The sequence below is a fragment of the Streptomyces sp. TOM-9 genome (genome assembly GCF_056858595.1).
In genome coordinates, this window is record NZ_JBXEQB010000001.1 from 8547412 (window position 1) to 8560765 (window position 13354).

General features: G+C 72.1%; 10 protein-coding genes. 6 read left to right on the top strand and 4 right to left on the bottom strand.

What is annotated here, in order from left to right; all coding sequences use genetic code 11:
* Positions 1 to 335 precede the first annotated feature (335 nt).
* The 3 genes from AC1VWI_RS39300 (at position 336) to AC1VWI_RS39310 (ending at position 4652) form a co-directional block, all read left to right on the top strand.
* Positions 336 to 2597: a M4 family metallopeptidase gene (locus AC1VWI_RS39300; RefSeq protein WP_499515818.1), complete on the top strand. Its 2262-nt coding sequence runs from the start codon at positions 336 to 338 to the stop codon at positions 2595 to 2597.
* A 224-nt stretch (positions 2598 to 2821) separates the two neighbouring features.
* The gene (locus AC1VWI_RS39305; protein ID WP_499515819.1) at positions 2822 to 3682 is read left to right on the top strand and encodes a helix-turn-helix transcriptional regulator; all 861 of its coding nucleotides are present in this window, start codon (positions 2822 to 2824) and stop codon (positions 3680 to 3682) included.
* A gap of 136 nt (positions 3683 to 3818) precedes the next feature.
* Positions 3819 to 4652 carry an oxidoreductase gene (locus AC1VWI_RS39310; RefSeq protein ID WP_499515820.1) on the top strand — a complete coding sequence of 278 codons (834 nt, stop codon included), beginning with the start codon at positions 3819 to 3821 and terminating at the stop codon, positions 4650 to 4652.
* Between the two features lie 28 nt (positions 4653 to 4680).
* Here the strand turns inward: AC1VWI_RS39310 and AC1VWI_RS39315 are convergent, their stop codons facing one another.
* The 4 genes from AC1VWI_RS39315 to AC1VWI_RS39330 are packed head-to-tail and all read right to left on the bottom strand — an operon-like array spanning position 4681 to position 9861.
* Positions 4681 to 6636 carry an amylo-alpha-1,6-glucosidase gene (locus AC1VWI_RS39315; protein ID WP_499515821.1) on the bottom strand — a complete coding sequence of 652 codons (1956 nt, stop codon included), beginning with the start codon at positions 6634 to 6636 and terminating at the stop codon, positions 4681 to 4683.
* The gene (locus AC1VWI_RS39320) at positions 6633 to 8003 is read right to left on the bottom strand and encodes an MGH1-like glycoside hydrolase domain-containing protein (RefSeq protein WP_499515822.1); all 1371 of its coding nucleotides are present in this window, start codon (positions 8001 to 8003) and stop codon (positions 6633 to 6635) included. Before AC1VWI_RS39320 ends, AC1VWI_RS39315 begins: the two co-directional genes overlap by 4 nt.
* Entirely contained in the window at positions 8000 to 8800 is an 801-nt protein-coding gene (locus AC1VWI_RS39325) for a sugar phosphate isomerase/epimerase family protein (RefSeq protein ID WP_499515823.1), read from the bottom strand. The genes AC1VWI_RS39320 and AC1VWI_RS39325 overlap by 4 nt, the downstream gene beginning before the upstream one ends.
* A 14-nt stretch (positions 8801 to 8814) precedes the next feature.
* Positions 8815 to 9861, bottom strand: a complete 1047-nt coding sequence (locus tag AC1VWI_RS39330; RefSeq protein WP_499515824.1) for a zinc-dependent alcohol dehydrogenase — start codon at positions 9859 to 9861, stop codon at positions 8815 to 8817.
* Between the two features lie 152 nt (positions 9862 to 10013).
* Here AC1VWI_RS39330 and AC1VWI_RS39335 point away from each other — a divergent pair, with 152 nt between their 5' ends.
* The 3 genes from AC1VWI_RS39335 to AC1VWI_RS39345 are packed head-to-tail and all read left to right on the top strand — an operon-like array spanning position 10014 to position 13328.
* Positions 10014 to 11414, top strand: coding sequence for an ABC transporter substrate-binding protein (locus AC1VWI_RS39335; RefSeq protein WP_499515825.1), 1401 nt, complete (start codon positions 10014 to 10016; stop codon positions 11412 to 11414).
* Between the two features lie 34 nt (positions 11415 to 11448).
* A complete protein-coding gene (locus AC1VWI_RS39340; RefSeq protein WP_499515826.1) occupies positions 11449 to 12459 on the top strand; it encodes a carbohydrate ABC transporter permease in 1011 nt (336 codons plus the stop codon).
* A complete protein-coding gene (locus tag AC1VWI_RS39345; protein WP_499515827.1) occupies positions 12459 to 13328 on the top strand; it encodes a carbohydrate ABC transporter permease in 870 nt (289 codons plus the stop codon). The genes AC1VWI_RS39340 and AC1VWI_RS39345 overlap by 1 nt, the downstream gene beginning before the upstream one ends.
* Positions 13329 to 13354: the final 26 nt, after the last annotated feature.

Genomic DNA, 13354 nt, shown 5'->3' on the forward strand with positions numbered 1-13354 from the left:
GCCGCACCGTAAATCCGCACGTGGTCGGCTCGCCGTGGGACCGCTCCCACGATGAGTGGCTGACCGACTTTCGGACAATGATCTCCGCAGTGATGACAGTGGACGAACATGCTGAAACGATCCCCCAGGTCGTGCGGGCATCACTCGCACGTCACCTCGCGGAGGCATCAAGGGCCTCCAATGTTCCCGTCCCCAACGGCCGTTCACGCGGCCGGGCACAAGGAGCTCCACGAGTGACGAACCATCCCGCTGTCACGGGCGCCAGTTCACCGCCGAATCCCTCTCCCACCCGCCGTGCGCGCGGAGCACGCGGCCGCGTCGCGGCGACCGCCGCCGTGACCCTGGCCGCTCTGCTGACCCCCCTCCTCCCGGCCACCGGCGCCGCCGCCGCGCCCGAGGGCGACGGGACGGCACCGCGCAAGATCGTCGCGGAGTCCCGGCCCGGGGCGCGCTCCGTCGCCCTTTCCGCCGCGCAGCGCAAGCAGCTGCTCAAGGCCGCGTCCGACGGGCGCAGCACCACCGCCCGCGCCCTCCAACTGGGCGACAAGGAAGCGCTGATACCCAAGGACGTCATCAAGGACGCCGACGGCACGGTGCACACCCGTTACGAGCGCACCTACGCCGGGCTCCCGGTCGTCGGCGGCGACCTGGTGGTCCACGAGCGGGCGGGCGCACGCACCGTCAGCAAGGCGTCGCCGGCCCGGGTCACGGTGCCGACGACGAAGGCCGCCGTCAGCGCCGCGAAGGCGAAGAAGTCCGCCCTCTCCGCCGCCAAGAGCGAGCGGACCCAGGACCCGGCGGCGGACGGCGCCCCTCGTCTGGTCGTCTTCCTCGGCGACGGCAAGCCCACGCTCGCCTGGCAGTCCTCCGTCACCGGCACCCAGCAGGACGGGACCCCGAGCCGGCTGAACGTCGTCACCGACGCCGCGACCGGCAAGGAGCTCCAGAGCGTCGAGGAGATCCGCTCGGGCACCGGCAACAGCCAGTACAGCGGGCAGGTGCAGATCGGCACCGTGAACAATGGCGGCGTCTACGAGCTGACCGACACCGAGCGAGGCGGGCACAAGACGTACGACCTGACCGGCGTCGGCGGGATCGGCAACCTGCTCACCGACGACGACGACGTCTGGGGCGACGGGACGGTCGCCGACCGCCAGACCGCCGCCGTGGACGCCGCCTACGGCCAGCGCGAGACCTGGGACTTCTACAAGGGGCGCTTCGGCCGCAACGGCATCGCCGACAACGGTGTCGGGGCGTTCTCCCGCGTCCACTACGGCGACTCGTACGCCAACGCCTTCTGGGACGACGGCTGCTTCTGCATGACGTACGGCGACGGCCGCGGCAACGAGCACCCGCTCACCGAACTCGACATCGCCGCCCATGAGATGACGCACGGCGTCACCTTCGCCACCGCCAACCTCACCTACATCGGGGAGTCCGGCGGCCTCAACGAGGCGACCAGCGACATCATGGCCACGGCCGTGGAGTTCGCCGCCGACAACCCCGCCGACGTCCCCGACTACATGATGGGCGAACTCGCCGACGTCCGCGGCACCGGCAAGCCGCTGCGCTACATGGACCAGCCGTCCAAGGACGCCGACCCCGTCAAGGGCACGTCGCTGGACTACTGGACGCCGCAGCTCAAGAAGGAGGACGTCCACCACAGCTCCGGCCCGGCGAACCACTTCTTCTACCTCCTCTCCGAGGGCAGCGGGAAGAAGAGCATCAACGGCGTCGCCTACGACAGCCCCACCTTCGACGGCCTGCCGGTCGCCGGCATCGGCCGGGACAACGCGACCGACATCTGGTACCGGGCGCTGACGACCTACATGACCAGCAGCACCGACTACGCCGGCGCCCGCAGCGCCACCCTCCAGGCGGCCGCCGACCTGTTCGGGCAGGGCAGCGACACCTACGAGGCCGTCGGCAACGCCTGGGCGGCGGTCAACGTCGGCGCCCGCTACGTCAACCACATCGCCATCGTGACCCCCTCCACCCGCCCCGTGGCCGTCGGTCAGCCGATGACCCGTCAGATCGAGGCGGTGGGCTCCAGCCCCGGGCGGCTGGTCTACTCCGCGCACAAGCTGCCCAAGGGCCTGTCCATCAACGCGCGCACCGGCCTGATCAGCGGCACGCCGAAGAAGGCCGGCACCTACAAGACGGCCATCACCGTCGAGAACACCGCGCAGCACAAGGCCAAGCGCACGGTGCGAATCGACTGGCCCGTCCTGGCCTCCGGCGGGCGCTTCTTCGTCAACCCCGCCCGCTACGACATCCCCAACTGGAAGACGATCGAGTCGCCGCTGATCGTGACCGGCCGCAAGGGCAAGGCGTCCAGCGACCTCAAGGTGACGATCGACCTCGTCCACCCGTGGGTCGGCGGCCAGATCGTCACCCTGGTCGCCGAGAACGGTACGGAGATCCCGGTGAAGCCCTGGTACTGGGACACCGGCGAGGGCGAGGTGCACGCCACGTACACCGTGGACGCCTCGGCGGTCCCCGCCAACGGCACCTGGAAGCTGCGGGTCACGGACAACACCCCCGGCATCTTCACCGTCGACCCCGGCTACCTCGACCGCTGGAGCCTGACCTTCTGACCACCGTGCGCAGCCGGTGCCGCTCCGGCACCGGCTGCGCCGTCACGGTCGGGCGCCGGACCGGGTCCGAGCCGTCGCCGGGCGCTCCGGGCGGGAGGACGTCGCGGTGCTGTTCGCCGGGGCCGCGCGGACACGGCCTGAGACTGGACCCGCCCGGGACTCCGCACGCAGGCCTGCGGCCGGCGGACATCCCGGTATGGACGCGCAGCGTCGATAATCGACGTATGAGTCAGCGGAACGCTTCGAACACCACGCTGGGTGACTTCCTGCGGGCGTGCCGTTCCCGGGTGAACCCCGGAGACGTGGGCCTGCCGGACGACGGGCGGCACCGCCGGGTGCCGGGACTCCGCCGGGAGGAGCTGGCGCAGCTGGCCAACGTGAGCGTGGACTACGTGGTGCGCCTGGAGCAGGGGCGTACGGTGCACGTCTCGACGGCGGTGCTGGAGTCGCTCGCGCGGGCGCTGCGCCTGCGGCCCGACGAGCGCGACTACCTGCTGCGGGTCGCCGCGGCCGGCGCCGAACCGTCCGCCTCCGCGCCGCCGCGCATCCGGCCGCAGACGCAGACCCTGCTCGACGGGCTGCAGGAGTACCCGGCCCTGCTGCTGAGCCACCGGCTGGACGTCCTGGGCTGGAACCCGCTGGGCGCGGCGCTGATCGCCGACTTCGCCGCCGTTCCGGAGCCGCAACGCAACCTGGTGCGCATGGCGTTTCTGGACCCGGCCTTCCGCGAGCTCTACGTGGACTGGCGGACCGTCGCCCGCGAGTGCGTCGCCTACCTCCGCATGGGCGCGGCGCGCGACCCGCAGGACCCGCGGCTGAAGGCGCTGGTGCAGGAACTCTCCGAGGCCGACGCCGACTTCCGCCGCTGGTGGTCGGACCACCGGGTGCGGACCCGGGCCGCGGGGCAGAAGACCTTCCGGCACCCGGTGGCCGGCACCATGACGCTGGACTTCCAGAGCCTCGTCGTGGGCGACGACCCGGACCAGACCGTCTTCGTCTACACCGCGCAGCCCGGCACCCCCGCCCACGAGGCCCTGCGCTTCCTGGCCACCTGGTCGGCGAGCCCCGCCGCCGTGCGCCCGTGACCGGAACTGGCTGGTACTGCCGGTCCCAGGAAGCCGTCGCCTACGGTTGATCCTTCTCTGGCCCGCCCTTCGCCGCGGGCACACGCTGGGACACGTCGACAGAACGACCCCCAGTGATCATGAGGAGCACATCACCATGACGACGTGGTTCATCACCGGCGCATCCCGCGGGTTCGGCCTGGAAATCGCCCGGCAGGCCCTCGAGCGGGGCGACAACGTCGTGGCCACCGCCCGTACCCCCCGTGCCGTGGAGGAGGCCCTCGCGGCCCACGCGGACCGGCTGCTGGCCGTACCGCTCGACGTGAACGACGAGGAGCAGGCCCGGGCCGCCGTCCAGGCGGCGGTCGAGCGCTTCGGCACCATCGACGTCCTCGTCAACAACGCGGGCAGGGGCCTGCTCGGCGCGGTGGAGGAGACCAGCGACGCCGAGGCGCGCGCGGTGTTCGACACCAACGTCTTCGGACTGCTGACCGTGACCCGTGCCGTCCTGCCCGTCATGCGGGCCCGGCGTTCCGGACGGATCGTCAACCTGAGCTCCGTCGGCGGCTTCGTCGGGTGGGCGGGCTGGGGCCTGTACTGCGCGACCAAGTTCTCCGTCGAGGCCGTGACCGAGGCCCTGCGGCTGGAGCTCGCGCCGCTCGGCATCCAGGCGACCGCCATCGAGCCCGGCCCGTTCCGCACGGACTTCCTGGACTCCTCCTCGCTGCACCGCACCGAGCGGGTCATCGAGGACTACCAGGCGAGCGCGGGAGGCATGCGCGCCTGGGCCGACGACAGCAACCACGCCCAGGACGGCGACCCGGTGAAGGCGGCGGCCGCCATCCTCACCGTCGCCCGGGCGGAGGAGATGCCGGCCCGGATCCCGCTGGGCAAGGCCAGCCTCGCCGACGTGGAGGACAAGCTCGCCGGAGTGGCCCGTGAGATCGGGACGTGGCGGGACCTCGCCCTGTCCACCGACTTCACCTCGTGACCCGGGGCCCGGGCTGTGCCGGCCGGTCTCAGCGCAGCGCCTCGGGGCCGCCGTTGAGCGCGGTGAGCAGGGCCAGGGGCGTGGCCGCGGCCCAGGCCTGCGGCGAGCAGGAGTGCGGATACGGCACGGGGACCGGGTGCTCGTCCCGCCCGTACCCGGCCATCACCTCCGGCAGCCGCCAGTCGTGCGCGGCGGCCGCCTGGACCAGCCCGTGGGCGATCTGCGAGGCCTCCTCCGCCAGACCGCTGCGCGCCAGACCCAGCACGACGACCGCGTTGTCGTGCGGCCAGATGCTGCCGCGGTGGTACGACAGCGGGTGGTAGGGGGCCTGGCCCGACGCCAGGGTGCGCACCCCCCAGCCGGAGAAGAAGTCGGGCTGCAGCAGGCGCCGTCCCACCGTCCGCGCGTCGGCCGGGTCGAGGATGCCGGACCACAGCAGGTGCCCGGCGTCCGAGGCGAGGGCGTCGACCTGCCGGTCCTCGCCGTCCAGGGCGAGGGCGGGGAAGTCCGGGCCGCTCATCCAGAAGTCCCGGCGGAACCGTTCCCGCAGGTCCGCCGCGGCCTTCTCGAGCCGGGCCGCCTCCTCGGCGTCGCCCCACACGGTCCGGGCCAAGCGCGCGGTGCGGACCAGGGCGTCGTAGGCGTAGCCCTGGACCTCGGCGACGGCGAGCGCGCCCTCGGGCCGGCGGCCGTCGGCGAAGCAGATGGCCCCTTCGGAGTCCTTCCAGTTCTGGTGCGCCAGCCCGCCGCGCGCGGCGTCGGAGGTGTAGCGGAGGTAGCCGCTCCCGCCCAGCCCGCCGTCGCGGAACATCCACTCCACCGCGGCACGGGCGTGCGGCTCCAGGCGCCGCGCGAGCCGTGGATCGCCGGTCGCCGCGCTGTGGGCCTCCAGCAGCACCAGGAAGAGCGGGGTGGCGTCGGCACTGCCGTAGTAGCGGCCGTACGGCACCTGCCGGAAGTGGGCGAGTTCACCGTGCCGGACCTCGTGCACGATCCTGCCCGGCTGCTCGAGGCGGGCCGCGTCGTACCGGGTGCCCTGAGTGGCCGCCAGCGCGAGCAGGGTGTCGGCGGCCAGCTCCGGCCGGTACGGCAGCGCGAACAGCGAGGTCAGCAGCGAATCGCGGCCGAAGAGGGTGAGGAACCAGGGGATGCCGGCCGCGGGCACCAGCAGCGGCTCGCCGGCCGGGCCCGTCGCCGGTACGCGGAGCCGGGCCAGGTCGGCCAGGCCCGCCGCGCAGGCCCGGGCGAGCTCGTCCCAGTTGGTGAGCGAACGCGGCCGCGGCCGCGCCTGGACGAAGCCGTCCTCCTCGGCGGCATGCCGGTTGCGGACCGCCATCGGGTCCGGGGGAGCGTCCGGTTCCGCGGCGCCGTGGGGCACCGCCCGGACGCTCAGGGCGAGCTCGGCCGCACCGTGTCCGGGCAGGGACAGCCGCCAGGTGAGCAGGCGCGCGGTGCCCTCCGGCGCCAGCGGGCGGACTTCCGCGGGGGCGGGGGAGGCAGTGACGGTGGTACGCGCGTCCCAGTCCTCGCCGCGCCGGTAACGGAAGGTGACGCCGTCCGGCCGGTCCTCGGCGGTGCGCCGCCCGTCGGCCTTGTCGTAGTGCCGGTGGTCGCCCCGCAGCTCGAACTGGTCCGCGAAGTCGGCGTCCACCTCCAGCGCGATCTCCACCGTCGCCGGCTCCGCGCGGTTGCTGACCACGCGGACGCGCTCGGTGAGCGCACCCGCCACGACGGCCTGGCGGCGGAAGAGCGCGTACGCGGGCGGTTCGTCCCGGCCGCCCTCAGGGGTGAGCACGAAGCCGTCGTCGGAGGAGGTCAGCAGGGACGGCGTGACGCCGTCCGCGGTGAGTCGCCAGCGGCTCAGGTGCCGGGCGTCGCGGAGGAAGAGGCCGTCCGGGGTGTCGCCACGGCGTCCGGTGATGTCTCCGGAGCGGCTGGTGGAGGCGAAGGTGCCGCGGTGGACCAGCAGACGTTCGACGGTCATCGGGCGGGCTCTCCTTGGGGTGTCCGGTGCAGCAGGTCCAGGGCCAGCGCCGCGGTCCAGCTGAAGCGGCGGATGCCGCGGCCCTGGCCGCCGTGCGGTTCGACGTACTCGGCGAAGCCGGTGCGGTAGGCGTCGTCGAGCGCCTGGTCGCGCAGGGCGCCGGCCGCCTCGGTCGCGCCGTGCTGCCGCAGGCCTCGGTGGACCAGCCAGGCGGTGTTGAACCAACTGGGGCCCCGCCAGTAGCGGTTGCCGTCGTACTCGGGGGCGGTGAGGTCGTAGCTCGGCACCAGGTGCACCCCGCCGAGCCGGAAGCGCTCGCCGTGGGCCGTCGCGATCAGCGACCGTACGACGCTGTCCGGGAGGCCCGGCACGACCAGCGGTACGAGTCCCGCGACGCTGTGGCCGCCGACGGCCCCGCCGGTCGTCAGGTCACGGGCGAGGAAGATGCCCGCGGTGGGGTCCCACAGCCGCTCGACCAGCGCGGCCGTGGCCTCGGCCGCCTTCCGGCGGTGCGGTGCGGGGTCCGCGCCGGCGGCCGCGGCGATCTCGGCGAGGGCGTGCTCGGAGGCGATGAACAGGGCGTTGAAGCAGGGGTCCTCGAGGGCGAAGGCGTGCGGGGTGCGCGCGTCGTCGTAGCCGTGGTCGCGGTAGTCGGCGGCGAGCCGGACGTAGCGGCCGTAGTCGAGGTCGGTGGGGCGGTCGGCGGGCGCGCTGTGGTCGAGGTCCGCCCTGCGAAAGGACTCCGGCGGGGCCGGTTCGACCCGGGCGAGCGCCGCGTCCCAGACCGGGCTGTTGTCCAGGCCGGGCTCCCAGGGGTGCACCACGGCCGCCAGCCCGCCGCCGCCCAGGTCGCGCGAGGCGGCGAGGTAGCGGTGCCAGGCGGCGAGCCGGGGGTACATCCGGCGCAGGAAACCGCGGCGCCGGGACTCGGCCGGGTCCGCGAGGTGGACCTGCCAGGCGGCGAGGGCGTGCACCGGCGGCTGGACGATGCCGGAGGTCTCGATGTCCGCCGGCGCGCCTGAAGCCGCTCCCGCGCGCGAGCTGCGCCAGAAGTCGGGGCTCGGGAAGTACGCGTCCAGGGGCACCGAGGGGTTGAAGACGATGTGCGGGACACGGCCGTCGCGCCATTGCGCCCCCAGCAGGGTCTCCAGTTCGCGCTGGGCCCTGCGCGGGGCGAGCCGGGCCAGCCCGATGGCGATGAAGGCGGAGTCCCAGCTCCACTGGTGCGGGTAGAGGGTGCGCGAGGGGACGGTCGCCGCGCCCGTCCAGTTGGACAGCAGGACGCGGGCGGCGGCCCGGCGCAGCGCGGAGTCCCGGTCCCCTTCGCGGTCAGGGGAGCGCAGGGCCGGTTCCAGGACGGCCGTCATCCGGCGGCCCGGTGCAGGAACGCGGGGACGGAGCGCACGGCGTCGACGGGGTCACCGGTCAGACGGCACTCCGCGGCCAGGTAGCCGTCGTACCCGGCGGCGTCCAGCGCCCCGAGCCAGGCCGGCCAGTCCAGGTGGCCGGCGCCGGGCTGGAAGCGATTGGAGTCGCTGACCTGGGCGTGGCCGATCAGCGGTGCCACGGCCAGGATGGCCGCAGCAGGATCGGTCTCCTCGATGTTCATGTGGTAGCTGTCGATCCCGATGCGCACCGAGTCCAGACCCACGGTGCGGATCAGGTCGGCGGCCTGCTCCAGCCGGTTGACCATGTGGTCCTCGTAGCGGTTGAGGGGCTCCAGGAAGAGCGTGACACCCTCGGCGCGGGCGTGCTCACCCAGTTCCGTCAGTCCCTCAAGGAGCACCTCGCGGTCCTCCTCCTCGCTGCGCGGCGGCTCGAAGGGCGGCAGCCTGCGGGAGAACATGCCGTACGAGGCAGGGGTCTGGGCCCCGCGGCCGCCGAGTTCGGCGATGACGCTGAGCTGCGACTTCATCTGGGCGACGGCGTCACGGCGCAGGTCGGGGTCGAAGGCGCCGAAGAAGTGCAGCATGTCGACGCAGACGGTCGGCATGACGACCCCGTCGGCCTGGGCCCTGCGCAGTTCGGGGAGCCGGTCGCGGAAGTGGAGGTCGCCCTTGCCGCGCAGTTCGATGGCGTCGTAGCCGGCTTCCTGGGCGAACTCCCACTTCTGCTGGAGGGTGTCACCGGGCAGCAGCTGTTCCTGGCAAGCGGTCTTGAACATGATCGAGGGGCCTCTCAGAACTCCAGGACGACCTGGAGCGCGTCGGCGGGACGCTCATCCAGCAGGACGTAGGCTTCGGCCGCGTCGGCGACCGGGACGACATGGCTGACGAGGGACTCCACGTCGACGCGCCCCTCGGCGACCAGCCGCAGGAAGGTCTGCTGGAGGCGTTCGACGCTCCAGCGCCCGCTGAGCTGCGGCGGGACCCCGCCGATCTGGGAGCAGATCAGCTGCACGCGGTTGTGGTGGAACTCGTCGCCGAGCCGCAGGCCCACGCCGTCGCCCTGGTAGAAGCCGGAGGCGACGACGCGCCCGCCGACCGCGACCGAGCGCAGGGCGTCGTGCAGCGCCGGGTAGGCGCCGCTGATCTCGATGGCGACGTCGGCGCCGCGGCCGTCGGTGGCGGCGCGGATCCGCTCGGCGACCGCGTCCGTGCGGGCGTTGAGGGTGGTCGTCGCGCCGTACTCCGCGGCCTTGGCGAGGCGGACGTCGAGCGCGTCGACCGCGGTGACGCGGGCGCCGTTCAGCTGGGCGAGCCGGGTGGTGAGCAGCCCGATGACGCCCTGGCCGAAGACGGCGACGTCCTCACCGAGGTGGACGTCGGCGCCGAGGACGGCGTTGTAGGCGATCGCCCCGACGCGGGCGAAGGCACCGGCCAGCGGCTCCAGGCCGGCCGGGAGCACGTGCCCGGCCATGCGCTCGGCGGGCACGACGCCCTCGCTGCGGTGGCCCCAGATGCCCCAGACGAGGTCGCCCACGGCGGGCATGCCGGGGACGTCCGTGAGCTCGGGTGAGACTTCCGTCACCTCGCCGACCTCGGAGTACCCCCAGCCCGCGACGGGGTACTCGATGCCCGCCGCGCCCTCGCGGAACAGGCGCGCCTCCGGGTCCCAGGTGCGGGTCAGGTACGGGTTGGTGCCGCGGTACGCGGTGAGCTCGGTGCCCGCCGAGATGCCGGAGTAGCGGGTTCGTACGCGCAGATGGCCAGGGGGCAGGGGAGCTGACTCGCTCGGGGCGACCTCCACCTGACGGGGGCCGGTGAACTGGACGACGCGTTCCACAGGGGGACTCCGGAAAGATCGGTTATGCGGTCCGTTCAGCCATCGGAGGCTGACTTACGTCGAAGATATCCGAGACTTAAGTCTTGTCAACAAGCAAAAGTGGTGCTCTGATGCAACGCGTACGTAACGCGAGGCTGACGTGAGGACGGTTGATGCGCATGTGGTCCCGACGGTCGAGGGCGCTGGCGAGCGGCTTGGCCGCCGCACTGGGGGTCGGGCTGATGTCCGGGTGCGCGGCACAGGACCCCGGTAAACCCGACGGCAAGATCACCGTCTGGAGCCTGGAGAACCTCACCGACCGCGTGGAGGCGACGAAGAAGACCGTCGCCGCCTTCGAGAGGAGCAGCGGTGTGAAGGTGAACCTGGTCGGGGTCGACGAGGGCCAGCTGCCGCAGCTGATCATGTCGGCGGCCGCCGCGGGCACCCTCCCCGACGTCATCGGCGGCATACCCCTCGCGCCGGTCTGGCAGATGTACAGCAACGGCCTGCTGAACACCGGCGCCACGAAGAAGATCGTCGACGACCTGGGGCCGGGCACGTTCAACAGCAACGCCCTGAAGCTGACCGGTGACGGGGCCACCCGCCTCGGCGTGCCCAGCGACGCCTGGATGCAGATCCTCGTCTACCGCAAGGACCTCTTCGCCAAGGCCGGGCTCGCCGCCCCCGACAGCTACGACGCGATGCTCAAGGCCGCGCGCGAGCTCCACAGCGGCGGCACGAGCGGCATCTCCCTGTCCACCGACCCCGGTGACGTCTTCACCCAGCAGAGCTTCGAGGACCTCGCCCTCGCCAACGGCTGCGAACTCGCCGACACCAAGGGCGACGTCACCCTCGACAGCCCCCAGTGCGACCGCGCCTTCGACGCCTACAACAAGCTCGCCGGCGACTACGGCGCCCCGGGCACCCAGACCGTGGACACCACCCGGGCCACCTACTTCGCCGGCCGCTCCTCCATGATCGTCTGGTCCACCTTCCTCCTCGACGAGCTGGCCGGGCTGCGGGGCGACGCCCTGCCCAGCTGCGCCCAGTGCAAGAAGGACCCGCAGTACCTCTCCGACAACAGCGGGATCGTCACCGCGCTGAGCGGACCCGACTCCACCAGGCCCGCCCAGTTCGGCGAGGTCTCCTCGTGGGTCGTGACCAAGACCGCCGAGACCGCCGCCTCGGAGAAGTTCATCGAGTTCATGATGGGCGACGGCTACCAGGGCTGGTTCGGCATGGCCCCCGAGGGCAAGATCCCGGTCCGGGCGGGCACCGCCGATGACCCGCAGAAGTACCTCAAGGCCTGGCGCGCCAGCGACATCGGCGTGGACACCAAGAAGTCCATGGAAGAGGTCTTCTCGCCGCAGCTGCTCGACGAACTCGCCGCCGGCGTCGGCAACATGAAGCGCTGGGGCATCACCCAGGGCCAGGGGGCGCTGGTCGGCGCCACCATCGGCGAACTGCCCATCCCCAAGGCGGTGGGCGACATGACCACGGGCCAGACCTCCCCGCAGGAGGCCGCCGAGGAGGCCGACGCGGAAGTCGCGGCCCTGCAGAAGTCCCTCCAGTGAGCCGCACCCGGCCTCGTCCTTCAAGGAAGCAGTGATGAGCACCGCACAGAGCACACAGCAGCGGGGAAAGCCGGCCGCGGACAACGCGCAGGCCGGGCCCCGGCGGCGGCCCCTGACCCTGGCCCAGCGGGAGAACCGGGCGGGACTCGCCTTCGTCTCGCCCACCCTCCTGGTCGTCCTGGTCGTCGTGGTCCTGCCGATCGCCTGGACCGTCCTGCTGGCCTTCCAGCACGCCCGGCTGGTCGACATCCAGAGCATGGGCTTCCTGTCCAACTGGACCTGGGGCAACTTCAGCGAGGTCTTCACCTCGCCCGGCTTCTGGACCTCCCTGTGGACCACCCTGGTCTACACGGTCGGCGCCACCGCCGGCTCCATCGTCCTCGGCCTGGTCGCGGCGCTCGCGCTGCGCCGCCCCTTCCGCGGCCGGGCCCTGCTCCGCGGCACCATGCTGCTGCCGTACGTGGCGCCCGTGGTCGCCGTGACCTTCGTCTGGGAGATTGCCCTCAGCCCGCAGTTCGGCATCGTGAACGAGGTCGGCACCAAGCTGTTCGGCTGGGACGAGCCGGTCGCCTTCCTGTCCACCAGGTCCCAGGAGATCTCGCTCCTCGGGTGGCACGTCCACGTGCCGCTGGCCCTGCTCACCGTGATCGCCTTCGAGACCTGGCGCTACTTCCCCTTCGCGTTCCTGTTCCTGATGGCCCGTCTGCAGGCGGTCCCGGAGGGGCTGGAGGAGGCCGCCGTCGTCGACGGAGCCACCATCACGCAGCGGTTCCGCCACATCCTCCTGCCCCAGCTGATGCCGGTCATCGCCCTGCTGTCGGTGCTGCGCTTCATCCTCACCTTCAACAAGTTCGACGACATCTACCTGCTCACGGGCGGCGGCTCGGGCACCGACGTGGTCGCCGTGCGCGTCTACGACTTCCTCACCGCCCGCTACGACGTGGGCGCCGCCGCGGCCCAGGCCCTCGTCCTCGCCGCGATCCTCGCCGTGCTGCTCGGCATCTACTTCAAGTTCTTCGCCAAGAAGGTTCAGGAGGAGGCGTGATGGCCAGTCGCGCACAGATCGAGGACCGCACCTTCGCCGTCCTGCGCTGGGTGGTGATCGCCGGACTCGCGGTCATCACGATCTTCCCCTTCTACTACATGCTGCTGCTCTCGGTGAAGCCGATCGACCAGCTGCTGCTCGACCCCGGCAAGCTCTGGGTCGGCACCTCCGAGGTCACGCTCGACACCTACCGCACCGTCCTCAAGTCGGTCGACGACGGCGGCCAGGGCTTCCTGCGGATGCTCGGCAACTCCGCCCTGGTGGCGCTAGGCACCATGCTGCTGACCCTGCTGGTGTCGGTCCCGGGCGCCTACGCCATCACCCGGCTGAAGTTCTTCGGCGGCCGGCAGGTGAGCGCGCTGTTCCTGGCCGTCTACCTCTTCCCGGCGACGCTGCTCGCGGTACCGCTGTTCGTGATCTTCGCCCGGATAGGCCTGCAGGGCAGCCTGTTCGGCCTCGCGATCGTCTACATCGCGCAGACCGTGCCGGTCTCCATCTACATGCTGAAGAACTACTTCATCACCATCCCGGAGAGCATCGAGGAGGCCGCCGCCCTCGACGGCGCCTCGCGGCTGCAGACCGTGCGCAAGGTCGTCCTGCCGCTGGCCGCCCCGTCGTTGATGGCCACCGGGCTGTACGTCTTCATGATCGCCTGGAACGAGTTCCTCTTCGCGCTGCTGTTCCTCGCCGCCGAACCCGGCAAGTGGACCGTCTCCCTGGGACTGCAGCAACTCGCCAACGGCATCGAGGTGCCGAAGACCGTCCTCATGGCAGGCTCCGTCGTGCTGACGATTCCCGTGGTACTCCTTTTCTACGCGGCCGAACGGCTCCTCACCGAGGGCCTGACCAGCGGCGCGGACAAGAGCTGAGCACCATGGCCCGACACGAGGGGGAG